Here is a 24,316-nt window from a genome sequence, read left to right as displayed (position 1 = left end):
ATATAAGGAAATAAGAATCAGTTTTATGTGATTAAATACTTATTAAAACAAAGTCAATTTAATAGAAATGATAATTGATATTATTAATATTTACTCGACTATTTTTTATTCAAATAACAGCTTGCTAAATGAACGAGACTCCATTAATTTTATCTCCTGAGGATATATTTTATAAATTTCAAGAGTCAACTTGAGAGACGAAAGGTATACATAGTATTTTTGGAGACAATATGATAGAGCATAATTTAGCCAGACTATCAAAAGATGAAATGGACAAAGTCAACACTGATTTAGCGGCATCAGGGGTTGCATTTAAAGAGCGTTATAATATGCCTGTCATTCCGGATAATGTTGAGCAAACTCAGCCACAACATCTGAGGGAATATTTTCAGCAGCGGTTGAGGCATTACCGTCAGCAATCAAGGTCTTTATCACGTTTACCTTACGAGCCCAAAAGCCGTTAAAAAATAGCAATTAAAAAATAGTAAAAGTAACCACTGCGTGAGCAAGTGGTTACCTCATTTACTTTCCAACAAACTTATCCGTTGCCTTGATTAACTGATGCAAAATACCCGGTTCATCAAAAGAGTGACCTGCTCCTTCAATAATATGAAGTTCAGCTTCTGGCCATGCTTTTGCCAGATCCCAGGCATTTTGTACCTGACATGCCATATCATAGCGTCCATGAATAATGACTGCTGGAATATGTCTGATAGCATCAATATGATCTAATAGCTGTTGCGTCTCATCCATAAAACCGTTATGGATAAAATAATGATTTTCAATACGTGCAATTGCCAGAGCAAACTGTTCTTCTGCAAATGAATCTGCATGTTCAGAAGGTAACAGTGTGATAGTTTCACCTTCCCAGGTACTCCATAGTTGAGCAGCTTCCAACTGTACGGCGGGATCGCTACTTGTCAGACGTTTCTGATAAGCACTAATCACATCTGTGCGCTCTTCTTCAGAAAGAATGGATAATATACGCTCCCATTTTTCCGGAAAAAATCGGGAAGCACCTTCCTGATAATACCATTGCAATTCCTGAGGCCGGAGTAGGAATATTCCCCTTAATACCAGCTCTGATACAGCATGAGGATGTTTCTGGGCATAAGCCAGAGATAATGTTGAACCCCATGAACCACCAAAAACCAGCCAATTATCAACGCCCATTAGTGTACGTAAGCGTTCAATATCATCGACCAGATGCCAGGTTGTATTATTCTCAAGGCTTGCATGAGGCTTAGAACGCCCACAGCCACGCTGATCAAATAACATGACATGGTAATGTTCAGGGTTGAATAACTGCCGATGATAGTGGGCTATTTCTCCACCCGGTCCTCCGTGAATAAATACCGCAGGTTTACCTTTGGGGTTACCGCACAGTTCCCAGTAGATCTGGTGCCCGTCTCCGGTATCCAGATAACCAGTCTTATATGCATCATAAGCCGGATAAAGTTTCCGTAATTCCGTCATAGAGACCTCTCAATCAGATACACCCACTGGGTTCCAAAACTGTGTCCGCCAGTAAGAGAGTGACAAAGTTGCCGGAGCAACCAAAACTGGCTCCATTGGGAAGCAGGAGCCTTTAATTGATCCTCAGAAAGCCTAACTCATTATGTGACAGGAATAAGAGAGCGTAACCAACAAATAGGCAACTTGAAAGAAGAAAGGCATAAAAAGGGATACGTTTCCAGTATCCCGAACACATGTGAAGCTATCATGACTCTTTAATTACCGGATTTCACTATAGCTGATAGTCTCTTTCTGGCAATCAATTGTGACATTATAGCTTTTGTCATTTTTAGTGCCCCTGACAGCTAACGGAACCTGCAATGCGTCTTTATCACCGGTAATATCGTTGACATTTACCCATGCTACGGGTTTTGCAGTACCTAATTGTTTCCTGTCCTTATCCCAGTGATTAAGACGATTTTGCAGGAAATCTTGTTTAACTTGTGCGGCTATTTGATCTTTAGTCAGATTTTTGCAGGAAACAAATTTAGCGACATGGTCATTTTCAGCAGCTGATACAGCAGTTGTAAACGCAAAAGAAAGTGCAACGGCCACATTCAATAACCCTGCACGATGGATGAATTGTTTTATCTTCATGTTACCTCCTATTACCATCCAAATAGTATGGATTAATGTTAAGTTAAACTAACATGTAATAGAAAGTAATTATGTGAGTTTTGTTAAAAATGCGTTGTGACTATTTTACATCATCTTCAAATAAAACATGAATCTGCTCTTTATCCTGATGTTTTTCCCTCAGTTCCTGAGCCACAATCCCGATTGCTTCTCCACTGCTCATCCCTTCAGAAATAAGTTGATGGATCCTTTCTACAGCAATCTGTTGTTCTTCATGGGACAGTGCCGGCATACCTGAAAACATGGCGTTTACCTCTAATATATAGTAATAACTGATAATGATTGTGATTATATACACAATCAATTTTAAGTTGCAGTATGACAGCAAGTGAACCGGTGTACCATTCTATGATAATCTCCGCCAATTAATCAGTTAATTTTGAATTGCCCTGCCAATACGGGTTCCACCATGAAGATTGCATTACAAAAACGTCAGTTACCTTATTTTCCTGATCTTGCAGCCAGCTATTTTGCTCCTCTTTCCGCCTCTCCCTGGGCCATGTTGTTACATTCAGGAGCCGCTCAGCATTCACATAATCGATTTGATATTATTGTTGCAGAACCAATCATCACTCTTGTGACACAAGGAAACTCTACCGAAATCAAAAGTCATGATGCAGTCTCTCATTCTCAAGAAGATCCTTTTCTTTTACTAAAAAAGCATCTTAATGACTGCAATATCACCCCTCAGTTTGATCCCGATTTGCCATTTCAGGGAGGAGCATTGGGAATATGGGGATATGATCTTGGGCGATGGACTGAAAAACTACCAGCGACAACTATTAATGAATTAAATTTCCCGGATATGGCGATTGGGATCTACGATTGGTGCCTTATCATTGACCACCACCAGCAAAAAGCAACTTTATTAAGCTATCATGATATTGATACTCGCCTGGCATGGCTGGAAACGCACACCCAGCACCGCGAAACAAATTTTGCCCTCACCAGCGCATGGCAATCCAATATGAGTGAACAGCAATATCATGAAAAAATTGCGCATATCCATCGTTATTTGCGTGATGGCGACTGCTATCAGGTCAATCTGGCACAGCGGTTTCACGCAAATTATCAGGGTGATGAATGGCAGGCTTTCAGGCAACTCAACGAATCTAATCGCGCTCCTTTTTCGGCTTTCATTCGTTTACCTGAAAATTGCGTCATCAGTGTTTCACCCGAACGTTTTTTATTACTGGAAGATAATAAAATCCAGACCCGACCGATCAAAGGCACATTACCACGTGAACAAGATCCGGAAAAAGATCGATTGCAAGCTGAAAAATTAGCCAAATCCCGTAAAGACCGCGCAGAAAATCTGATGATCGTTGATCTCCTCAGAAATGATATCGGACGTGTAGCGGAGGCGGGATCAGTTAAAGTCCCCGAATTATTCGTTGTTGAACCTTTTCCGGCGGTCCATCACCTTGTCAGTACCATTACTGCAATATTACCGGACGAATATCACGCAACAGATTTACTGCGAGCCTGTTTTCCCGGAGGTTCCATCACAGGTGCTCCAAAAATCCGGGCCATGGAAATTATTGAAGAATTAGAACCGCATCGCAGACATGGATATTGTGGAGCTATTGGCTATATTAGTTTCTGCGGTACAATGGACAGCAATATTACTATACGCACCCTATTGACAGAAAAAGGAAAAATGTACTGCTGGGCTGGTGGGGGAATTGTTGCTGACAGCACTGCGGAAAAAGAGTATCAGGAAACATTCGATAAACTTGGACATATCTTACCGAAATTAAGGGAACTCCATACATCATGACATCTCTTTCTGATTTTATTCATCGGTTTCAACTGCAAATTCCCGTACAACCAGATTATCCGGTTAACAATCAGCGGAATGCCGCTGTATTACTGCCGATTATTTGTAAGCCCGAGCCTACACTGTTACTTACCCAACGGGCCCGGCATCTACGTTCACATGCAGGGCAAATTGCTTTCCCCGGCGGCGCGGCTGACCCGGCAGATCATTCACTGGCTGCCACCGCACTACGTGAAGCCGAAGAAGAGGTCAATATTCCATATCATCAGGTACAGGTTCTGGGGCAATTAGCCCCTATGGAAAGCAGCAGCGGGTATCATGTCACTCCTGTCGTCGGGTTAGTGTCGCCTCCCTTCTCTTTTCAGGCCAATCCAACAGAAGTGGACAATTTTTTTGAAATCCCGCTTTTTGATGTACTCTCTCTTCCCAATTATCAGTATTTGGATGTTAAGAAGCATAACCGCCAACATCGGATCTACTTTTATTGGTATTGCGGGCAAATGATTTGGGGATTAACTGCCTCAATTATTTATCGGCTGGCTCAACAAGTTCAAAATTAGAGCTAAAAATAACCACTAATAAACATTATTTGTACATTTATTGTCCTAAATCATACCAATAACTATTATAATTAAAAAAAAACTGTAAACTCCTTTATCAACACCACTAAATAACAGTAAAGTAACGCGCTTTATTATAAATATACTATATCTCTTTCTTCTTTAAGGAGTCTGGCGTGATTAGCGTTTTCGACATGTTTAAGGTGGGTATCGGCCCATCCAGCTCTCATACTGTTGGTCCTATGAAAGCAGGAAAACAATTTGTCGATGATCTTGTAAACCAGGGGCTTATGTCCTCTATCACGCGTGTAGCTGTTGATGTATACGGCTCACTTTCATTAACCGGGAAAGGTCATCATACGGATATCGCCATTATCATGGGGTTGGCCGGTAATATGCCTGCAACTGTTGATATTGATTCAATCCCTGGTTTTATTCGTGATGTTGAGCAAACTCAACGTTTGCCGCTGGCAAATGGTTTACATATAGTCGATTTCCCTCGTGACGGAGGCATGAATTTCCGGAGCGATAACCTTTCATTACATGAAAATGGCATGCAAATCCATGCATTTGCAGGTGACGAAAATGTTTACAGCAAAACCTACTACTCTATCGGTGGTGGTTTTATTGTTGATGAAGAACATTTCGGTAAGCCATCTCAGGATACAAAGCCTGTTTCTTACCCATTCAGCTCTGCTGCTGAATTACTGATGAATTGCAGCAAAACAGGCCTGTCCCTTTCCGGCCTGATGATGAAAAATGAGCTGGATTTACATAGCAAAGAAGAAATTGCTGAATACTTTGCAGATGTATGGGATACCATGCAGGCCTGTATTGAACGAGGCCTGAATACAGAAGGCGTTTTACCGGGCCCTCTGCGTGTACCGCGACGTGCTGCGGCTTTGCATCGTATGCTGACATCATCAAACAAACTTTCAAATGACCCGATGAACGTTGTTGATTTAATCAACATGTTTGCTTTGGCCGTCAATGAAGAAAATGCCGCTGGCGGCCGCGTTGTTACAGCGCCAACCAATGGCGCATGTGGGATCGTTCCGGCAGTACTGGCTTACTACAATCACTGCATCGAACCGGTTACTCCTGAGCTGTATACGCGCTATTTCTTAGCCTCAGGTGCAATCGGTATTCTGTATAAGATGAATGCATCTATTTCCGGTGCAGAAGTTGGCTGTCAGGGAGAAGTTGGGGTTGCCTGTTCAATGGCGGCGGCAGGTCTGGCAGAATTGCTCGGCGCAAGCCCTGAGCAAGTGTGCATTGCCGCTGAAATCGGTATGGAACACAACCTTGGTTTGACTTGTGACCCAGTTGCCGGACAAGTACAGGTTCCATGTATTGAACGTAATGCAATTGCATCGGTTAAAGCGATCAATGCTGCTCGTATGGCATTGCGCCGCACTAGTGAACCACGCGTTTCACTGGATAAGGTTATTGAAACTATGTACGAAACTGGTAAAGACATGAATGCCAAATACCGTGAAACATCACGTGGTGGTCTGGCCATAAAAGTACAGTGTGACTAATCAAATCTGTAAGTTATCAATATGACATAAGTTAGATAGCGACATTCTTTAAGTTCAGATTTGGCTTATCCGGAAAAATCCCTGCTAATACAGTAGGGATTTTTTTTGGCTGAAACGGATCAAAGAAGTACATTTTTTCCTCTTTCCTATTAAAAACATCACTTTCTTTTTATCTAAAGATTAACAAAATGTTACCGGAAACAGATGTTAAGACTAAATAAATAAAAAATAAAAGAATTAATTAATTTTTATTTGCCATAATTAAAATTAAAATATTATTTTTATCTATCAAAATAGTTCGACTTAAATTTTCTGACTGATAGCAATTTTCTTGAATGATTCCAATGATAATCTAATGACATATTTTCTTATGTAACAAAATAGAGTCCATAAGAAATGAAATACTTGGGATGGAACCTCGATAAAACATAATGTTTGTAACTATTATGTTTATTAACTGGTAGTAAAACAGGTTGGAAGTATTGAGCATGAGCTTGCAATAAATCCGAGTTCGATTGTTACAGAAAGGGGAAAACAAGTGAGTATAGCCATTATGATTGGCACACACGGGGCCGCGGCAGAGCAACTGCTACGCACCACGGAAATGTTGATTGGGGAACAAGAAAACGTTTCCTATATTGACTTCGTGCCCGGTGAAAATGCCGATACATTATTCGAGAAATACAATAAGAGACTGGAGTCACTTGATACAACGCAAGGGGTCTTGTTTTTTGTTGATACCTGGGGTGGCAGCCCGTTTAATGCGGCAAACCGGATTGCTGTAGACAAAGAAAACTACGAAATCATTACGGGTGTAAACGTACCAATGCTGGTTGAAGCCTTCATGTGCCGTGATGATGATCCATCCATGGAAGAATTGATTGCTGTTGCATTAGAAACAGGAAGAGAAGGCATTCGCGCTCTTAAAACAGAGCCAGAAGAAGAAGCCAGTAAACCTGAACCTACCAAGCCAGCCGCTCCAGTTGCGTCTCAGGTTAGCACTCCAGCTGCAGGCGGTCATATGAAAATCGCACTTGCACGTATTGATGACCGTCTTATTCATGGTCAGGTTGCAACCCGCTGGACAAAAGAAACTAACGTAAAGCGTATCATTGTAGTCAGTGACGAAGTTGCTCAGGATACCGTACGTTCCACTTTATTAAAACAGGTCGCACCTCCCGGTGTCAGTGCACATGTGGTTGATGTTGAGAAGTGCGTCCGTGTTTATAACAATCCCAAATACGCCGATGAACGCGTTATGCTGTTATTCACCAACCCTACCGATGTACTGCGTATTGTAGAAGGCGGAGTTTCACTGGAGTCTGTCAATATTGGTGGTATGGCATTCCGTCAGGGTAAAACCCAAATCAATAACGCCATTTCTGTTGATGCAAGTGATATCACTGCTTTTGAAAAACTGAGTTCACGCGGTATAGAGCTTGAAGCACGTAAAGTTGCCAGCGATGCGCGTTTAAATATGATGGATTTACTCAAAAAAGCTTAAAAAATAAAGATATTTTTTACTAACCATTACTCAACAACAAAATTCTTACCAAATTATATTTGGTTACAGGAGAAAACAATGGAAATTACCGTTGTTCAACTTTTCTTGATATTCATCGTTGCCTGTATTGCAGGTATGGGTTCTATTCTTGATGAATTTCAATTTCATCGCCCATTAATTGCCTGTACATTAATCGGCCTGATTCTTGGTGATGTCACAAAAGGTATCATCATTGGCGGGACGCTGGAAATGATCGCTCTCGGCTGGATGAATATCGGTGCAGCGATTGCCCCGGATGCAGCTTTAGCATCCATCATTTCGACTATTCTGGTTATCGCTGGTGGACAACAGGTTGGTGCAGGTATTGCGCTGGCAATTCCACTGGCGGCAGCGGGTCAGGTTCTCACTATTATTGTCCGTACTTTGACTGTCGGCTTCCAACACGCGGCAGATAAAGCCGCTGAAAACGGTAATCTCCGGGCTATTACAGCTCTTCATATCTCTGCTCTGGTGTTGCAGGCAATGCGTATTGCCCTACCTGCACTGGTTGTCGCCCTGTCTGTCGGCACATCTGAAGTTCAGAATATGCTGGATTCAATTCCGGAAGTCGTTACTATGGGCCTCAATATCGCTGGTGGCATGATTGTTGTTGTCGGTTATGCGATGGTGATTAACATGATGCGTGCTGGTTACCTGATGCCATTCTTCTATCTGGGTTTTGTGGTCGCAGTATATGTTCATAATCTTGTTATCCTTGGTGTCATTGGTGCAGTTATGGCGGTTCTGTATATTCAGCTCAGCCCTAAATACAATCGATCACAGGCAGCAGCTCCTGCCGGTAACACCCCGAATAACCTTGATAATGAATTAGATTAAGAGGATGAACAACATGTCAGATACAACAAACATGGGTCAGAAAAAACTGACACAAAGTGATATTAATGCTGTCTTCCTGCGTTCTAACTTATTTCAGGGTTCATGGAACTTTGAACGCATGCAGGCGCTGGGTTTCTGTTTCTCAATGGTGCCAGCTATCCGCCGCCTTTATCCTGAAAATACCGAGGAGCGTAAACTGGCCATCAAACGCCATTTAGAATTTTTCAATACACATCCTTATGTCGCAGCACCTATTCTGGGTGTCACACTGGCAATGGAAGAGCAAAAAGCCAACGGGGCTGACATTGATGCCGGTGCAATCAACGGGATTAAAGTTGGTCTGATGGGACCGCTGGCTGGTGTGGGCGACCCGATTTTCTGGGGAACTGTGCGCCCTGTTTTTGCCGCGCTTGGTGCCGGACTTGCCTTAGGTGGTGACTGGCTCGGGCCATTTTTATTTTTCTTCCTATTTAATCTGGTGCGTTTGTTAACCCGTTATTATGGCGTTGCATATGGTTATAAGAAGGGAATAGATATCGTCAAAGATATGGGAGGCGGTTTCCTGCAAAAAATGACAGAAGGCGCGTCAATTCTGGGTCTATTTGTCATGGGAGCACTGGTTAATAGTTGGACAAAAATCGACATTACACTAGTTGTCTCTAAGGTTCCTGATCCTACAACCGGTGAAATGAAGATAAACACTGTTCAAACCATTCTTGATCAGTTACTGCCAGGAATTGCACCTCTATTGCTAACTTTTGGATGTATGTGGCTATTACGGAAAAAAGTAAACCCTTTGTGGATTATTATTGGCTTCTTTGTGATTGGTATTATTGGTTATTATTTCGGTCTTCTCGGTGTAGCTAAATAGTTTTGTTGAAAAATTGATTAACTGAAAATAGGGAGAGGAAACATTTCCTCTCCCCCACTTACAAAAAAAGATCAGGAAACTCAGGAGTAAACATGAGCCTGAATGACATCATCTTGATAGCCTCAATTTTATTAGCGTTCGCTTTTGCTATTTATGATGAGTTTTTTATCCACTACTTCAAAGGCAAGACGTTGTTAACTATAAAATTAAAAAGAAAGCACCGAATCGATGCCTTAATATTTATTATTTTAGTTAGTATTGTGATTTATAATAATGTCGTTGCTCAAGGCAGCCCGCTAACAACTTATTTATTATCTTTTATTATTTTAATCTCAATATACTTTGGTTATATACGCTCACCTAAACTCATCTTTAAAAAAGAAGGATTTTATTATTTCAATCGCCTTTTTTATTATGAAAAGATTAAAGCTATAAATTTATCCGAAGATGGTATTCTAATGATAGAATTTGAAGCAAAGAAAATATACATATCCGTAACAAAATTAGATGATTTAGAAAAAATCTATAAATTTCTACTGAGCAATAAATAATATTCTCCTTTCGCTTAAATAAGGCTGTAATATCACATCAGCCTTATTCTTCATCACAACAAAGATAATGATAATTATTATCATTGGATAAATTAACATAGCACGAAATATTTTGCCTTTCACTCTGAGTATGTTATCGTCCAGTCCAGTCATTGGGGAGTAGCCTGTTCCAGAATATTCCTGGAAAATTCGTATCAACATGCTCGTTTTAATAAAACGTGGTACGAATGCCGAATCGGTTGGCAAGACCATAGACATATAAAATCACCGTTGGTTGGGGGTGGTTTATATGTATATGGAACTACCCAACCGAGGCTGTTTTAATGAATTTCTATGCAACACTCATTCTTGCACTAGCCCTCTCTATGGATGCTTTTGCTGCTGCCGTAAGTAAAGGAGCAACCCTTCATCGTCCCCATTTACGTGAAGCAATTCGAACAGGGCTTATCTTTGGCCTTATTGAAGCCTGTACGCCTTTAATCGGTTGGTCTCTGGGAATTTATGCCAGTCAGTACATTATGGAGTGGGACCATTGGGTGGCATTCACACTATTATTTGTCCTTGGCTGCCGGATGATCAGAGAAAGTTTCAGACATGATCCTGACGTTGTCACCAAGCCAACAGCACCGCGCCGTCATAGCTCAGTAACATTAATATTTACCGCTATTGCAACCAGTCTGGATGCGATGGCAATTGGTATTGGCCTTGCTTTTTTACAAGTTGATATATTACCCACAGCAATGACTATAGGAATCATGACGATGATCATGGCGACTTTGGGAATGTTAATTGGGCGCTATATTGGGCCATTATTAGGCAAACGGGCAGAGCTTATTGGTGGATTCGTATTGATTGCTATTGGCTTCAATATATTATTCGAACATCTTAAATTATTTATGTATGCCTGATATTTATTCATAAATGAATTCCCCGCTCTTATTGCGGGGAACTCATTTAAAGAAATTAAATATGCCGGTAAACTTTTAACGTGAAATCAGCTTCACAATGAAACAATTTCTTAGCCACTAAATGGTTTTTAACGTCCTCAGACGCTCTCCAGGCAAAAGGAGTCATCTGTAATAAATTATAAGCCTGTTCACCATCAAGCTGCATTTCATAAGCCAGAGTTTCCTCAGCCACTAATTCGTACCCTTCCAGTTGCTCGGTATTTTCAGGATGTAAATGGACATCCTGATAAATCAGCTCTTTCAACTGATACAAGTGACGTGGGCCGGGTGTTACAGTGAGGGCAATCCCCCCTGATTTTACCACCCGAAATAACTCAGCAGCTTTGCAGGGAGCATAAATCCGCAAAATACCATCAAGGGAACCATCTGCAAACGGTAGCCGATGACTAGATGCCACACAAAAATCAACATCCGGATAACGTTTGGCACCATAGCGGACAGCAATTTTCGCCACATCCAAACCATGAACTGTGATGGGTCGTTTCAGATTCAAAGCCTGTTGTACTGCAGCAGTGTAATACCCTTCTCCACAACCAATATCCAACAACACTCCAGCCTGTTCCGGTAAAAAACGATCAAATAGCTCAATAACTTTTTGCTGTAATACCTGATAGTGACCTGCCTGTAAAAATGCCCTTCTCGCCTGCATCATCTCAGCACTATCACCCGGCTCTTTTGAACGCTTATGCTGAACCGGTAACAAATTCACATAACCTTCTTTTGCACAATCAAACTGATGATTGTTTTCACAACGCCATTGGTGATGGGAAAACAGTAATGGTGAATGGCATAAAGGACATTGATAAGACATAACATTCCGATGGCAGTAAAGAATAAATCAGGCATTCACTATACCATGTTTCGGTTTGGTATGTTTTTATAAAACCGCTTTATATAGTGGAGATAAAATCATATTGACTATTTTACGACTAAAATTCATTATGGATTTTACAATAAATTAACATTGATTGGTAATCAAAAAAATGCCATTTGAAGATTTGGAAACTAAGCGCCTTTTATTAAAGAAATTGGCTCATACCGATGCGATTCACATACAACAAAAGTTTCCTCACTGGGATATTGTAAAATACTTAGATAAGAAAGCAGTCCCCTGGCCATATCCCGATAATGGTGGCGATATTTTTGTTAATAACGTTGCCATACCTGCAATCCAAGAACAAAAAGCTTATATCTGGTCGCTCAGAATGAAAGCTAAGCCTAATGAGTTCATTGGTGTCATTGGGTTATATAACACACAAGATAATAATCGCGGTTTCTGGCTCTCTCTCGAATATCAAGGGCATGGATTTATGCGCGAAGCCTGTGAAAAGGTTACGAGTTATTGGTTTACAGAATTAGACCGGACAGTACTCAGAGTAGCCAAAGCTAAAATCAATGATAAATCTAGAAATATTTCATTATCTGAAGGTATGAAGGTGATCAGAACTGATAAAAAAGAATATGTTTCAGGGGAATATGATAGTGAAATATGGGAACTAACCAGAGAAGAATGGCTTAACCGGCAAATATCACAGCGTTAAAATGAGAGCAGCTAACCCTGCTCTCTTTGCTGAGGGAATTGAGCCTGTAAAAAAGGCAGCAATAATAAGCCAATCATGACAGCGCACACAGATATAGTAATAAATAACCCAGTCCAGTGATAATTCTCCAAAATAATCGCAAAAGGATAACCACCAAGTGCCGCGCCAGTATAGGCAAAGAGACCCACAAATCCCGTTGCTGCTCCAGCTGAATCTTTATGTGAACATTCTGCTGCTGCCATACCAATCAATAACTGTGGGCCAAAAACGAAGAAACCGATAGAGAAAAATCCCAACGATTGAAAAACTAAATCTGTTACAGGCATCAACCATAAAGCAGCTACTGACAAAAAAATACCAATTGAAAATATTAAATTGATAGGGCCTCGATTGCCGCCAAATAACTTATCAGAACCCCAGCCGGCAACCAAAGATCCCACCAGACCTCCGACTTCAAAAAGTGATACGACAAAGTTGGCGCACACTAAATCATAATGATGATATTCTGTCAGATAAAGGTTTCCCCAATCGTTGATAACTGTGCGAACAATGTAAACAAGCACATAACTACAGGAAAGTAACCAGATATATTTATTCCTGAAAACATAATCTCTTAATATTTCTCTGGTACTTAATCCCTTCCCTTGATTTTCATGCTTTTTTTCCAGAAAATCATTGCGATACTGCCCAATAGTTGGCAACCCCATTGAAGCCGGTTTATCACGTAATCGCCAACATAGTAGAATTCCACCTAAGATCCCCAGACAGCCGGGCACAATGAAACCTTCCCGCCAGCTGAAATGCAAGGTGACAAAACCAACAAAGAGTGCAACTAATGCACTTCCAATGTGATGCGAAGTATTCCACAATGACCACCAAAAACCACGTTCTGAACGCGAATACCAAGTGGTAAGTAATTTAATACATGAAGGAGAGGCCCACCCCTGAAACCAGGCATTCAATATCCATAAGCAGGTAAACATGACAACAGAACTGGACAGACCGAAAAAAACATTAATTATACCGGTAGCAATAAGCCCAATACCCATGAAATAACGTGGATTAGAGCGATCAGAGAGAATACCGGAAATAAATTTTGAACAGCCATAAGTAATATAAAATAACGTACCAATCAACCCAATTTCAGCTTTATCAAGGCCCAGATCACTGATCAATTCTGGCATTGCATAATTAAAATTTTTACGGGTGAAATAAAATAGCCCATAGCCCACATATAAGCTCAACATTATATGCAGACGCCAGTAACGATATTGCTCCCTAATTTCTACCGTAGACAGATGATTTTGATTAATTAGTTTAGGCTGAGAAAAAACTGTCATGAACATTTCTTAAAGTTTAGGCAAAATGATCGATAAATCCGTACCAGAACGTGTAGATTCATTTTTCTGTTTCTCACTATGAATTGAAAAAATACCGCCGAGGGCCTGTACACGCTCACGCATACCCCGTAAGCCAAATCCCTTCATATGATCTTCAGCTTTACAGCCAATACCATTGTCTTTGATCAATAAACGGACCATTTCCTTAATAGAAAAATGCACTTTAATACAATCAGCCTGAGAATACTTTAATGCGTTATTTAATGCTTCCTGACAAAGACGGTATAATGTAGCTTTCGTTGCGTCACTTAACTGTTCAATAACAGCATCGGAATCGATCTCCCAATTAATTTCTACTGATATGCCGTGAGCTTCAAATTCCATATCCCGCAATAACTGCTCAATAGCTTCCTTAAGGCCAAAATCGTCGAGTACTTTAGGCCGTAATCTGCTCAATAACATTTTGGTAGTATCATAAACATTCAGGGATAATGTTTCGATAGTTTTGGCACAATTAATAACCACTGGCGTTGCACCAACACGTTGGATAATATTTGCCTGTGTCCGGATAGCTGTAATATTTTGCCCTATTTCATCATGTAATTCGCGGGCAATCTCCCGCCTTACTGATTCCTCTGCTTTCACTAACTGGCGTGACAAACTGTGATTGCGAGATAATTCTCTCTTTAGCTGCATATTCAGATCACGCTGACGCTGGACAGCCATTCCAAGTATTATTCCTGTCAGAGTCTGGGTTAGTAGAGATAACAGCAAATCCGTAATTTCCATATCGGAAACACCGCTGCGAGCAGCAATTAGCACAACACTATTCAGTAAAGTGCCAAGCAATGCTCCCTGCCAGCCATAGCGAAAAGCCAATAAAATAATCGGAATAGCAAGGCAGAATGGCGCAAAATAGCGGAGTTCGTTAGGTATCCAGATCTGAAGAAAAATATTTAATATAAATAATAGACTATAAAAAATGACCTGTTTCAGATTGAAACGAATTTGGTGTGTAATAACATTAGCAGTCATGGGTAGCCAGACATTCTGGAATAAATAATGCCAAACTAAGTAACACAAAGGAACCAGCATAACGCCTCCGGTTAAACTCACCAAAAGCGCGATGGTGACTGCCGGATTATGATTGATGACGGATATAACATTAACTATTGAAGTGATGACAATCACAAGTGCCATAACAGCAAGTCTTTGCCACTGATTACCACAGTAATAACGACTGGCTGCCCAGACTATGGGAAGGCTGACTACACTGGCAGTTAATACAGTTAGCCACTGAGGCTGCTTCATTAGTAAGGCCAGACCAATCGTAAGCAACCATTCTGTACCATATAGTGTTGGCCAATATTTTTGCGGGATATGTAAAGCAATACCAAGACGCAGTGCAAATGGAAAAAACAAAATAGCCAGCTCTAAGTCATTGACAAAGTAATAAGCTATCACCCATAAACAGAACCACCAGCATGAAAACAGTAATCCACCACAAAATGAATTGATAAGGTATCGATACATTAGAGATCACTAGAGGCAAAATAATTTGCTAGGCCCACGTTATTTGTTACGCCCAATTTACTTATCGCATTAGCACGATGAACATGAATTGTTTTATGACTCAAACCCAGTTCAGCAGCTACAGCTTTAACATCCATTCCTGTGGCAAGCATTTCCGCGATTTGCCTCTCTCTCTTGGTTAAGTGATCCAAAGCAGCAGGATTATTTTTTGATGATGTCAGTTTTAGCACAATATCCGGCGAGAAGTAAAAACCATTATTCACAACAATACGCACCGCCTGTACCAATTCATCCGGGCTGCAGCGTTTGCTTAGATAACCCCGGGCTCCCGCCTTCAGGGCTTTTTCTACCATGGTGGCTGAATCGTGGACGCTCAGCATAATACAACCAATGCCGGAGGGAATATCCTGCAACAGTGATAATCCACTTTCATCAGCCATTGAGATATCAAGAATACAGACCATTGCCCCTGAACCGGGCAGACCATATCTTGCTTCGGCGCATGAACTGAATTCACCGACAACTTCAATATCAGGCTCTAAGCTTAATAATTGGGCAAAACCAGAACGTACTACCACATGGTCATCGACTAATGCTACTTTAATCATCGTTATTTATTGCCAGATCAGAAAACCCGTATAAATTACTCTCATTAATATAGCTGCGCAATAGACTGGGAACGATACGTTTCACTCAAAAACGCTACTGCGAATAAAACAGTAGCGTCATAACGATTTTTAACAAGGTTTATAGCGCTTTCCTGCTACTGCGAATTTTTCTCTCTTCAGCAATAGCAACAAACGCAAGTAATGTAATACAGATAAATGCAGAAGTATCAAGTGCAACAAAAGTACCTTTCCAGCCTGTTAAACCAAAAATAGGCACTCCATCAGCAATCATTCCCAAACCTAATTTAGCAAAACTATCACCGATTAAATAAGCAAACGTACCTTTAACACCATCTGCAACACTGATCGCTTTTTTCGGTACAAATCCAACAGCCGACACGCCAATCAGTAATTGTGGGCCAAACACCAGAAATCCGAGTACAAATAGAGAGCCTAAATACATAAATTCGCTGGTTGCATGCTGGTAAAATTCAAGGCTAACAATAATGAGGCCCAGTGAGACACAGGCAACAAGAGCACGACGGCCATTTGCCAAATCTGACAAATATCCCCACATCAGCGTCCCGACTAGCGCCCCAACTTCAAACATTGTAAAGCCGGAAATAGCAGTTTCTTTTGAATGCCCTAATTCCTGATACGCATATACCGTTGACCACTGATCAATACCAATTCGCACGATATAAAGAAAAATATTGGCAAAGCAAAGAAGCCAGATCACTTTGTTTTTCAGAATATACTCAACAAAAATCTCCCGCTTGGTCATTTGATTTTCTTCTGCAGCGATATCCTCTTCGCTGATCGCCTCACCAAATAACTCTTCTGCTTTACCCAGACCATAACTTTCAGGCGAATCGCTTCCATAACGTAAACCAATAAAACCGATGATCAAAGCAATTATGGAAGGGAAAATAAACATCCCGATGACATGACCATCAAATAAATAGTGCGCCCCAAACAAAGCAACACCTGCCGCACCTGCGCCACCCACATTGTGCGACATATTCCAAAGCCCAAGATAGGTGCCTCGCTTGCTACGCGGAGTCCATTTGGTAATGGTGGAATAACTTGCCGGCCCTCCAATACTTTGGAAAAAACCACTCAGCGCATAAAATGCCACCATCAAGAAAACGCTGATCCCAGAGCTGCCCATGCTCATACTAAAACCGAGCATGGCCAGACCAGACAAAATCAACATAAATGGCAAAAATTGTTTGGTATTTTTTCCATCTGCATAATAAGCCACTAACGTTTTGCCTACGCCATAAGTGATAGAGAACCCCAACCCTATCAACCCAAGCTGCGTCATCGACAAACCATAAGTAGAAACCATATCGTTCTGGGCAATATTGAAATTCTTGCGCACCAGATACATCGCCATATAGCCAATGAAAACCACCAGATATGACTGCATAAAAGGCTTAAACCACATCTTGCGGCGTATATCGACTGGAAGATCCAACGTCGGTTGGCGAACTTGTTCCAGAATTTTAATCATATGAAATCCTCAGATAACCACGACAAAGAAAACCTTTTTAATGCAGGTGGAAATCAAAAAGGTGGCTCGCTAAAACGCGAATTTTTTTCGTAGGTATTGTTATTACTGAGATTCTAAGAAAGGGGTTAAAAATTGGCTTGAGCTATTGTCTTAGATAAACTAGGAAAATTTCCTAGTTTTGTCTTTATAGGAAGTAAAGCGTGAAAAGAATCACAATCTCTCAGCGAAGCAACCTGAAACGATAGATATTTTAATTCCTATCCGGCCAGTGCCATAATGGTTCTTCCAGTATATCCCTGCCAATAACGTGAGTTTCGCCTAACTGTTTTTCAAGCTGAATTGTCTGACAAAGCGAAGAGTGCTGTAGTGCTGAAATCAATACTGGAGAGTGTGAAACGACCCAAACCTGAGTTTGAGCTGAAACCTTTATAATTAATTTAGCCAATGAAGGTAAAAGTTCTGGATGCAGGCTGGTTTCTGGCTCATTCAATATCATCATTGATGGTGGACGTGGTGTCAGTAATGCCGCAATCCATAACAGATAACGTAGCGTTCCGTCGGATAATTCAGCACCGGAGAGCGCGCGCATTAAACCATACTGGCGAAACTGTAATGTAAATAGCCCTTCGTTGGAACGGGAAATTGCCAAAGAAGCTCCCTGAAAAGCATCATTAACCGATTCATCCAGCAATTGCGCATCACCTATTTCACGGATAGTTTGTAAGGCAGCAGCCAGATCCCGCCCATCATGATGCAATACCGGAGTACGGGTTCCAATCTGAGCCTTGCGGGCAGGAGCATCACTATCTGTCCGGAAATGATCATAGAAACGCCAGCCACGGATGAATTCACGCATATGAAAAACTTCCGGAGCCATTGAAGGATCAGAAAGCTGATCAAACATACTGGTGAAACTATTAATATGTTCTGAAGTAATTTGCCATTTTCGCCCATCACGAACCCGGCTTATTGCCCCTTTTCGTTCTACCAATACACCTGCCGGATGATAACGCCCTCCTCCCCAAATACATTCCTGTTTAATTTCTGGATCTAACGCAAAAGCAGAGCTAGACGGGTGAGGCAAACCAAGGGAGATGGAATAACCAAACGAATCTGTCGCAAACCCAAGACGTAACCGTTTTACTTCTTTTCTAACTCCACCCTGTACTGGCATGTGCCCTGCACGTACCGCACCTGAAAAATTTTCCGGCCCGGCCCAAAATGCAGAATCCAGCCCACCTTCCAGCGCCAGAGAATTTACTACACCACCCTGAGCTGTTTCAGATAACAAACGTAATGCCCGATATAAATTAGATTTACCGCTACCGTTTGCGCCTGTAATCACATTAAGAGGAGCAAGAGTAATACGAAGGTCACGAATAGAACGATAATTATTGATAGCTAATGTCGATATCATAAGATCAATATCTTCCTGATTATCATTTTTATTTTCAGCAATCATTAAATCAATAGAAATAATGATATCTGCGGGGATATCATCCTTACCTAAAAGAATATAAATGGCAATCATTTTTAACAGAAAAAAAAATCCCATGCAAGAATCATTCGAAAATATCGTTATCAGACTAATCATTTCATTACAACATTTATTACTCTAACATTTCTTTATACCACTCTATTTGATCTCTGTTTTTTTCTACATATTTCCTCCACTCTGAACTTTTTGATTTATTCAGACAAGAAATATCTATTTTTTTACAAATAGAGAAATTATTAGTGGATAAATCAACTAACTTTGTTAATGCAACTATATTAACACCTACTTTATTAGATTCATTCTTATCTCCACTAACCACTCTATTAATCTGAGATATAATAGACTTAGCAACTTGTTCTTTTGCTTTATTTTCTGATATACAACTCTTTAGAAAAGGCTCACCAACAGCAGTTCCGGCAACCTCACAGGCTAAAGTGATTTTTTGTCCTTTACGTAATGTTAACGCATAATCCTGAAAATCATTATTCAGTGCTGCATGCACAGTATCTAAAAAACCGCCAGCACTTAATGCAATGAAGACTTTACCATCAGAAGAGTAATTATTTATACTTTTAATAATTCCGAAAACGATAACTTTCTTATATTTTAAATCATTATTTGCTTTAACTTCATTTTCGGAATACCTTCTGTATAAATCCTTTGCCGTTATATGAATATACCCATAATCACTAGATTTTTTTTTGCCAGAAAAAAACAGTTTAACATCATTATCAACAAGCGATTTTGCAAATTTAGCATCATTTTCAGTAAAAGGAATAATCCCACTGTTTGCCACAGCAATTTGCCAAAATAATACAGAAACCACCGCAACAACTAATAGTGCTAGTTTTCTAATCATAATCAATAACCTGAATTTTAAACCAACAAAACTTCCACATTTAAGGAATCCATTTACTGATAAATTTCATCCACATTACCCTGAATAATAGTCAATGTAAAATATTACCAGTTATTATCATTAAACAATAACATAACAATATAATTTATCCCTCTTATCCAATGAAGTTAAAATTTTAGGACAGTAATATTGACTATTAATAATCTAAATTACTGATTGAATAATTGATTAATTATCTATTTTTAAGGTTATTTGTAATATTAATCTTAAACAGGCATCGCTACCAACCTAATGGAACTTGCTAAATAGATTCTATGCTATGCCTGTTCTATTTTAATACTTATTTATGACAAAGTATAAATACCAATAACAGAAACTCTTGTTACATTACCATCCAATTCCTGAGCATGAACAAGTGCATTATCTTCCAGAAGAGTTAAAAACTGAGCGGCCGAATTTTTCGTCATATCAATATCTATAGCAATCTGAGTGCTAACTAAAACCCCATCATTATTATCAAGACCGTTATAAACGACGATATAATGAGGATTGGGATGAGTAAACATAACCATCAATATTTAGCTCAAAATACGTTCTATTGGTTTTTCGTGTAAATTCCTTCTGTTAATAATGTAGTTGTCTATGTCACAATGGCGTCTTAAACACAGCCTGAGGGTATTAAGGCCATGCTGTGAGAATAAATTGGATACAACTATGGAAGAAAATATACAACCCACACACCCACCTGAAACTGAAGGCTCGCATCTTCAGCGAAGCCTGACTAACCGACATATACAGCTTATTGCTATCGGGGGCGCTATTGGAACCGGCCTGTTTATGGGGTCAGGTAAAACTATTTCCCTTGCAGGGCCCTCGATCATTTTCGTTTATATGATCATCGGGTTTATGCTGTTTTTCGTGATGCGGGCAATGGGAGAGCTATTGCTTTCCAATTTGCATTATAAATCATTCAGTGACTTTGCAGCTGACCTCCTGGGGCCATGGGCCGGTTTTTTTGTGGGCTGGACTTATTGGTTCTGCTGGGTGATTACCGGTATTGCTGATGTTGTTGCCATCACCTCTTATGTTGGGTATTGGGCACCAGGTTTCCCTGAATGGGCGACTTCTCTTTTATGCGTTTTGATTTTACTGACGCTGAATCTCGCAACAGTCAAACTATTTGGTGAACTGGAATTTTGGTTTGCGATGATCAAAATTGTTGCCATTGTTGCCTTAATTGTCATTGGTGGCGTATTGATTGGTAGTCATTTCCAGTCTCCCGCAGGGCATGTCGCTTCCCTTTCCAATGTCTGGGGCGATGGAGGCATGTTCCCTATGGGGCTGAGCGGGTTCTTTGCCGGCTTTCAAATCGCAATATTTGCTTTTGTTGGAATTGAATTAGTCGGAACAGCAGCGGCAGAAACCAAAAATCCGATGAAATCGCTGCCGAAAGCCATTAATGCCATTCCTGTCCGGATTATTACATTCTACGTACTCGCATTAATTGTCATTATGTCAGTTACACCGTGGCGTGCGATTGTGGCGGATAAAAGCCCCTTTGTAGAACTGTTTGTTCTGATCGGGTTACCTGCCGCCGCCAGCATTGTGAATTTCGTAGTACTGACTTCTGCTGCATCCTCAGCAAACAGCGGGGTTTTCTCTACCAGCCGGATGTTATTTGGTTTAGCTAAGGAAAGAAATGCACCAAAACAGTTCAGCCAACTTTCCCGGCGTTCAGTTCCTGCATCAGGTTTGATTTTTACCTGTTTATGCCTCTCTTGCGGCGTTATTCTGATCTATTTTATTCCCGATGTAATGCGTGTTTTTACATTGGTAACAACGATATCAGCCATTTTGTTCATGTTTATCTGGAGTATGATTTTGTGCTCCTATCTGGCCTACCGGAAGCACCGTCCTGAGCTGCATAAAGCATCTGTCTACAAAATGCCGTTTGGTATCGTGATGTCATGGGTTTGTCTGGCTTTTTTTGCTTTTGTCATAGTCCTGCTGTCTTTACAAGCAGATACCAGACAAGCATTAATTGCGACTCCTGTCTGGTTCATTATTTTAATGATCGGGTATCAGGTTGTGAAAAGGCGTAAAGCCCATCTCTGATAAGAGAAAAATGATAAAATTAATGGCCCGGAATCCGGGCTATTTTTTTATGGGCATTACTGAGAATCTGCTATTTTTGTTCCCTGATGGAATCTGAGTTGCCATGCACCCGATGCGGATAACTGCCAGATTGATGAGCGCAATGCTTCATTGTATGACTGCCCTCGTTTATTCACTTCATAAGATTTATAGGTAAGCAGCACAATATTTTCATCCAAAATCTGCATATTAAAATCTTCTGAAAAAATTTGAGGAATAATATTTACTTCTTCTTTTAAAGATTCCACCACAATTTTCTTCGTATAAATATAACCAGACTTCCCTATTTCCAGAAAAACATCATGTAGGATGCTATTCAACCATTCGATATCATATCTTTTTTCTCCATGCAGACTAATTTCAAGGTTTTTTATTATTGCAAGTATGGCTGAGTTTTCCTGATTCATTGATATCCTTAAATTCTAATAATTAAGGAAAGACAGTATTATTTATTTTTCAAACATTATATTTACATTTCATGTTTTATCGGGTAATTATGGTCAAGTCAAATTCAGGAGAGGTATATATGAAAATTAAAATCAGATCTGCTGAAACTGAAGATGCTGAGCATTTTCAGCGAATTTTTGGCCATCCCGATGTTTATTTCTATACATTACAACGCCCATGCCCATCTCTTGAAATGTGGCGTGAGCGTCTTAAGAATAATAGAGAGCAGGGGGTATTCGACTTCGTGGCAGAAGTAGACAGTAATGTTGTTGGTACTCTGGGGTTATATAGTTATCCCAACCCAAGACGCAAACATGTTATCAGCCTCGGTATTGGTATTGATCCCGATTATTCAGGCCGAGGCATTGGCTCAGAAATGATGGCATTTGCCATTGACTATGTTTTCAACTGGCTTGGTTGCATTAGAATTGATCTGGAAGTCTTCACAGATAATGAAAAGGCAATTGCTCTTTACACTAAGTTTGGATTTGAAATGGAAGGCATTCAACGTAAAGCAGCCCTTAAACAGGGACAATATTGCGATGTTATGGATATGTCTTTAATAAATGAGCCAATTTTATAAAGTTTCATTAGGATTAAAACAATTATTTTCTTAAAAGAAGAAAAATATTTCTTTGTTGCAATCATTTTATTTTCTATATGTCTGGCCAGATAATCTATCAGCCAGACATGAGCTATATTAAAAACCTCGTTGCAATATTTTGTACTCATATTCCTGTGAATTTAACTGACACTGCAACTGCTTTATAAGTGTATCCTGATGATTAAAATCACTATAAATGAATAGATCAAGTGCTGCATAGCTATATTCTGGCCACGTATGAATAGCAAAATGTGATCCAGCCAATATCATTGCTCCACTGATACCACGTGATTCTGATTGATGAAAATGGTAATTAATAACATCAAATTCGCACTTACGAGAAATATCAACCATCATACTTTCAATAGTTGACATACATTTCAATGTGTCACTTTCACAGTTTTTCATTTCTATAATGATATGAGTGCCAAACTGTCTTGTATCTGCTGGCAAAGGGATTTTTTCTTGCCCCTGATATTGAAATTTGGTTCCGTTGCATTTGTTGCAACCTGTTTCTATCAGCTGCTCGATGGTTAATATGTCTTTTCCATATCCAATCGTAAGCCGGTTGTTACACGATTTACATTGATAGAATTTTATACGTGGGTTAATTTCTCCAGTATATATTTTATTTGAATAATCAACATTACCTGAAATTGTTGGATATGTATTTTTTGTAACAGAAAGAATATATAAATCACTGACGTTACCTATAATACTCCCACCATAATATTTATTAAATTGTGGATAGATACTTTTGATAAAAAGATTCTGGTCACTAAAGAGTTTTTGCACCTCATGATTTTCTTTAGGTTTTTTTTGTCCAAATGACAATAATATTTCACTCCCTTCATTTTTAGAAAAGCTAATTGCCCTCGACAAAAATAGTTTCAATCCACTAAAAGTATAGGGTGGATCTGTTAAAATTACGTCAAATGACCTTGCATATTTATTCGGCTCCTTCAGATTTAAATACTCAGTATTAATCGTAAAGCCATTTTTCATTGATACATCTTTAATAAACTCCAATAACTCTTTATCAATATCTTTAACATGAATATTTTTATGATCATAATGGCCCAGCTTTTTAAATGCCATCATTAAAGCCACAGATGTCAAATCATCATCACCTAAAAAAAGAATTTTTTGTTTGAATACTATCGGGTTTTTGAGTAACAGCATTACCCTGCGCACAGATGTATCCAAAGTGGCATGAGCCTGATCCAGCAATACATTGACGCGAGGGCGGCTATCATATATAGGAGCAAGTAAACCGGCTAAATCATTTTTAAATTTTTCACATTCCTCTTCTGAGGATAATGAATTATATAATTCAGAATCAACAAGCTTATAATTAAATTCATTCTGAATATATTGGACACCCTCTAATTTGAGTTTAAACACCCCTTTATTT

At 39.8% G+C, this 24,316-nt stretch carries 25 protein-coding genes and 1 riboswitch; of the genes, 12 read left to right on the top strand and 13 right to left on the bottom strand.

Annotated elements, in window-relative coordinates:
- Positions 1–233 precede the first annotated feature (233 nt).
- Positions 234–464, top strand: a complete 231-nt coding sequence (locus AACX68_RS17170; RefSeq protein ID WP_099121612.1) for a DNA polymerase III subunit theta — start codon at positions 234–236, stop codon at positions 462–464.
- Between the two features lie 58 nt (positions 465–522).
- Here AACX68_RS17170 and pip read toward each other — a convergent pair whose 3' ends face one another.
- The 3 genes from pip to AACX68_RS17155 all read right to left on the bottom strand — a co-directional run bounded on the left by pip (position 523) and on the right by AACX68_RS17155 (position 2,395).
- Positions 523–1,476, bottom strand: a complete 954-nt coding sequence (gene pip, locus AACX68_RS17165; RefSeq protein ID WP_228859910.1) for a prolyl aminopeptidase — start codon at positions 1,474–1,476, stop codon at positions 523–525.
- 258 nt (positions 1,477–1,734) lie between these two features.
- Positions 1,735–2,112: a protein YebF gene (yebF, locus tag AACX68_RS17160; protein WP_228859909.1), complete on the bottom strand. Its 378-nt coding sequence runs from the start codon at positions 2,110–2,112 to the stop codon at positions 1,735–1,737.
- 100 nt (positions 2,113–2,212) lie between these two features.
- Entirely contained in the window at positions 2,213–2,395 is a 183-nt protein-coding gene (locus AACX68_RS17155; protein WP_228859908.1) for a YoaH family protein, read from the bottom strand.
- A 165-nt stretch (positions 2,396–2,560) separates the two neighbouring features.
- Here AACX68_RS17155 and pabB point away from each other — a divergent pair, with 165 nt between their 5' ends.
- From pabB to mntP, 8 genes are all read left to right on the top strand, one after another.
- Positions 2,561–3,931: an aminodeoxychorismate synthase component 1 gene (pabB, locus tag AACX68_RS17150; protein ID WP_228859907.1), complete on the top strand. Its 1,371-nt coding sequence runs from the start codon at positions 2,561–2,563 to the stop codon at positions 3,929–3,931.
- Positions 3,928–4,491, top strand: a complete 564-nt coding sequence (locus AACX68_RS17145) for a CoA pyrophosphatase (protein ID WP_228859906.1) — start codon at positions 3,928–3,930, stop codon at positions 4,489–4,491. Before pabB ends, AACX68_RS17145 begins: the two co-directional genes overlap by 4 nt.
- 176 nt (positions 4,492–4,667) lie before the next feature.
- Positions 4,668–6,032 carry an L-serine ammonia-lyase gene (locus AACX68_RS17140; RefSeq protein WP_099120599.1) on the top strand — a complete coding sequence of 455 codons (1,365 nt, stop codon included), beginning with the start codon at positions 4,668–4,670 and terminating at the stop codon, positions 6,030–6,032.
- Positions 6,033–6,570: 538 nt separating this feature from the next.
- Positions 6,571–7,536 (top strand): PTS mannose transporter subunit IIAB, encoded by a 966-nt coding sequence (manX, locus tag AACX68_RS17135; protein WP_228859905.1) that lies wholly within the window; start codon positions 6,571–6,573, stop codon positions 7,534–7,536.
- A gap of 78 nt (positions 7,537–7,614) precedes the next feature.
- Positions 7,615–8,412, top strand: coding sequence for a PTS mannose/fructose/sorbose transporter subunit IIC (locus AACX68_RS17130; RefSeq protein ID WP_228859904.1), 798 nt, complete (start codon positions 7,615–7,617; stop codon positions 8,410–8,412).
- 13 nt (positions 8,413–8,425) lie between these two features.
- Positions 8,426–9,283, top strand: coding sequence for a PTS mannose transporter subunit IID (gene manZ, locus AACX68_RS17125; protein WP_228859903.1), 858 nt, complete (start codon positions 8,426–8,428; stop codon positions 9,281–9,283).
- Positions 9,284–9,375: 92 nt separating this feature from the next.
- Complete coding sequence (locus AACX68_RS17120; RefSeq protein ID WP_228859902.1) at positions 9,376–9,834, top strand: DUF986 family protein; 459 nt, start codon at positions 9,376–9,378, stop codon at positions 9,832–9,834.
- A 140-nt stretch (positions 9,835–9,974) separates the two neighbouring features.
- A riboswitch (yybP-ykoY riboswitch) is annotated at positions 9,975–10,151 on the top strand.
- A 6-nt stretch (positions 10,152–10,157) separates the two neighbouring features.
- Positions 10,158–10,742: a manganese efflux pump MntP gene (mntP, locus tag AACX68_RS17115; RefSeq protein ID WP_228859901.1), complete on the top strand. Its 585-nt coding sequence runs from the start codon at positions 10,158–10,160 to the stop codon at positions 10,740–10,742.
- A 55-nt stretch (positions 10,743–10,797) separates the two neighbouring features.
- Here mntP and rlmA read toward each other — a convergent pair whose 3' ends face one another.
- Positions 10,798–11,613, bottom strand: coding sequence for a 23S rRNA (guanine(745)-N(1))-methyltransferase (gene rlmA / locus AACX68_RS17110; protein WP_228859900.1), 816 nt, complete (start codon positions 11,611–11,613; stop codon positions 10,798–10,800).
- A 172-nt stretch (positions 11,614–11,785) separates the two neighbouring features.
- Here rlmA and AACX68_RS17105 point away from each other — a divergent pair, with 172 nt between their 5' ends.
- The gene (locus tag AACX68_RS17105; RefSeq protein WP_228859899.1) at positions 11,786–12,343 is read left to right on the top strand and encodes a GNAT family N-acetyltransferase; all 558 of its coding nucleotides are present in this window, start codon (positions 11,786–11,788) and stop codon (positions 12,341–12,343) included.
- Positions 12,344–12,354: 11 nt separating this feature from the next.
- Here the strand turns inward: AACX68_RS17105 and AACX68_RS17100 are convergent, their stop codons facing one another.
- The 7 genes from AACX68_RS17100 to AACX68_RS17070 form a co-directional block, all read right to left on the bottom strand.
- On the bottom strand, positions 12,355–13,683 hold the full coding sequence (locus AACX68_RS17100) for an MFS transporter (RefSeq protein WP_228859898.1): 1,329 nt from the start codon (positions 13,681–13,683) through the stop codon (positions 12,355–12,357).
- Positions 13,684–13,692: 9 nt separating this feature from the next.
- Entirely contained in the window at positions 13,693–15,216 is a 1,524-nt protein-coding gene (gene uhpB, locus AACX68_RS17095) for a signal transduction histidine-protein kinase/phosphatase UhpB (RefSeq protein ID WP_228859897.1), read from the bottom strand.
- Positions 15,216–15,824 carry a transcriptional regulator UhpA gene (gene uhpA / locus AACX68_RS17090; RefSeq protein WP_099120589.1) on the bottom strand — a complete coding sequence of 203 codons (609 nt, stop codon included), beginning with the start codon at positions 15,822–15,824 and terminating at the stop codon, positions 15,216–15,218. Before uhpA ends, uhpB begins: the two co-directional genes overlap by 1 nt.
- 139 nt (positions 15,825–15,963) lie before the next feature.
- A complete protein-coding gene (uhpT, locus tag AACX68_RS17085) occupies positions 15,964–17,340 on the bottom strand; it encodes a hexose-6-phosphate:phosphate antiporter (protein WP_228859896.1) in 1,377 nt (458 codons plus the stop codon).
- Between the two features lie 250 nt (positions 17,341–17,590).
- A complete protein-coding gene (locus tag AACX68_RS17080) occupies positions 17,591–18,895 on the bottom strand; it encodes an AAA family ATPase (RefSeq protein ID WP_228859895.1) in 1,305 nt (434 codons plus the stop codon).
- A gap of 55 nt (positions 18,896–18,950) precedes the next feature.
- Complete coding sequence (locus AACX68_RS17075) at positions 18,951–19,703, bottom strand: OB-fold protein (protein ID WP_445286297.1); 753 nt, start codon at positions 19,701–19,703, stop codon at positions 18,951–18,953.
- Between the two features lie 338 nt (positions 19,704–20,041).
- On the bottom strand, positions 20,042–20,269 hold the full coding sequence (locus AACX68_RS17070; protein ID WP_228859893.1) for a hypothetical protein: 228 nt from the start codon (positions 20,267–20,269) through the stop codon (positions 20,042–20,044).
- A gap of 142 nt (positions 20,270–20,411) precedes the next feature.
- Here AACX68_RS17070 and cycA point away from each other — a divergent pair, with 142 nt between their 5' ends.
- Positions 20,412–21,812, top strand: a complete 1,401-nt coding sequence (gene cycA, locus AACX68_RS17065) for a D-serine/D-alanine/glycine transporter (RefSeq protein WP_228859892.1) — start codon at positions 20,412–20,414, stop codon at positions 21,810–21,812.
- 56 nt (positions 21,813–21,868) lie between these two features.
- Here the strand turns inward: cycA and AACX68_RS17060 are convergent, their stop codons facing one another.
- Complete coding sequence (locus AACX68_RS17060) at positions 21,869–22,258, bottom strand: nuclear transport factor 2 family protein (protein WP_228859891.1); 390 nt, start codon at positions 22,256–22,258, stop codon at positions 21,869–21,871.
- Between the two features lie 119 nt (positions 22,259–22,377).
- On the opposite strand from AACX68_RS17060, the gene AACX68_RS17055 reads away from it, so the two are divergent.
- A complete protein-coding gene (locus AACX68_RS17055) occupies positions 22,378–22,881 on the top strand; it encodes a GNAT family N-acetyltransferase (RefSeq protein WP_228859890.1) in 504 nt (167 codons plus the stop codon).
- Between the two features lie 117 nt (positions 22,882–22,998).
- On the opposite strand, the gene speD is transcribed toward AACX68_RS17055, so the two are convergent.
- On the bottom strand, positions 22,999–24,316 hold a 1,318-nt coding region (gene speD / locus AACX68_RS17050), incomplete at its 5' end, for an adenosylmethionine decarboxylase (RefSeq protein ID WP_228859889.1).

The sequence above is a fragment of the Xenorhabdus sp. PB61.4 genome, from assembly GCF_963894935.1.
Lineage (GTDB): Bacteria > Pseudomonadota > Gammaproteobacteria > Enterobacterales > Enterobacteriaceae > Xenorhabdus > Xenorhabdus stockiae.
The sequence above is the reverse complement of the archived record's forward strand: the minus strand, read 5'-3'. Positions and strand labels throughout refer to the sequence as shown.

Coding starts and splice junctions, on each gene's coding strand:
- pip (WP_228859910.1), bottom strand. CDS start 1,476: ATGACGGAATTACGGAAACTTTATCCGGCTTATGATGCATATAAGACT.
- yebF (WP_228859909.1), bottom strand. CDS start 2,112: ATGAAGATAAAACAATTCATCCATCGTGCAGGGTTATTGAATGTGGCC.
- AACX68_RS17155 (WP_228859908.1), bottom strand. CDS start 2,395: ATGTTTTCAGGTATGCCGGCACTGTCCCATGAAGAACAACAGATTGCT.
- pabB (WP_228859907.1), top strand. CDS start 2,561: ATGAAGATTGCATTACAAAAACGTCAGTTACCTTATTTTCCTGATCTT.
- AACX68_RS17145 (WP_228859906.1), top strand. CDS start 3,928: ATGACATCTCTTTCTGATTTTATTCATCGGTTTCAACTGCAAATTCCC.
- AACX68_RS17130 (WP_228859904.1), top strand. CDS start 7,615: ATGGAAATTACCGTTGTTCAACTTTTCTTGATATTCATCGTTGCCTGT.
- manZ (WP_228859903.1), top strand. CDS start 8,426: ATGTCAGATACAACAAACATGGGTCAGAAAAAACTGACACAAAGTGAT.
- AACX68_RS17120 (WP_228859902.1), top strand. CDS start 9,376: ATGAGCCTGAATGACATCATCTTGATAGCCTCAATTTTATTAGCGTTC.
- mntP (WP_228859901.1), top strand. CDS start 10,158: ATGAATTTCTATGCAACACTCATTCTTGCACTAGCCCTCTCTATGGAT.
- rlmA (WP_228859900.1), bottom strand. CDS start 11,613: ATGTCTTATCAATGTCCTTTATGCCATTCACCATTACTGTTTTCCCAT.
- AACX68_RS17105 (WP_228859899.1), top strand. CDS start 11,786: ATGCCATTTGAAGATTTGGAAACTAAGCGCCTTTTATTAAAGAAATTG.
- AACX68_RS17100 (WP_228859898.1), bottom strand. CDS start 13,683: ATGACAGTTTTTTCTCAGCCTAAACTAATTAATCAAAATCATCTGTCT.
- uhpB (WP_228859897.1), bottom strand. CDS start 15,216: ATGTATCGATACCTTATCAATTCATTTTGTGGTGGATTACTGTTTTCA.
- uhpA (WP_099120589.1), bottom strand. CDS start 15,824: ATGATTAAAGTAGCATTAGTCGATGACCATGTGGTAGTACGTTCTGGT.
- uhpT (WP_228859896.1), bottom strand. CDS start 17,340: ATGATTAAAATTCTGGAACAAGTTCGCCAACCGACGTTGGATCTTCCA.
- AACX68_RS17080 (WP_228859895.1), bottom strand. CDS start 18,895: ATGGGATTTTTTTTTCTGTTAAAAATGATTGCCATTTATATTCTTTTA.
- AACX68_RS17070 (WP_228859893.1), bottom strand. CDS start 20,269: ATGGTTATGTTTACTCATCCCAATCCTCATTATATCGTCGTTTATAAC.
- cycA (WP_228859892.1), top strand. CDS start 20,412: ATGGAAGAAAATATACAACCCACACACCCACCTGAAACTGAAGGCTCG.
- AACX68_RS17060 (WP_228859891.1), bottom strand. CDS start 22,258: ATGAATCAGGAAAACTCAGCCATACTTGCAATAATAAAAAACCTTGAA.
- AACX68_RS17055 (WP_228859890.1), top strand. CDS start 22,378: ATGAAAATTAAAATCAGATCTGCTGAAACTGAAGATGCTGAGCATTTT.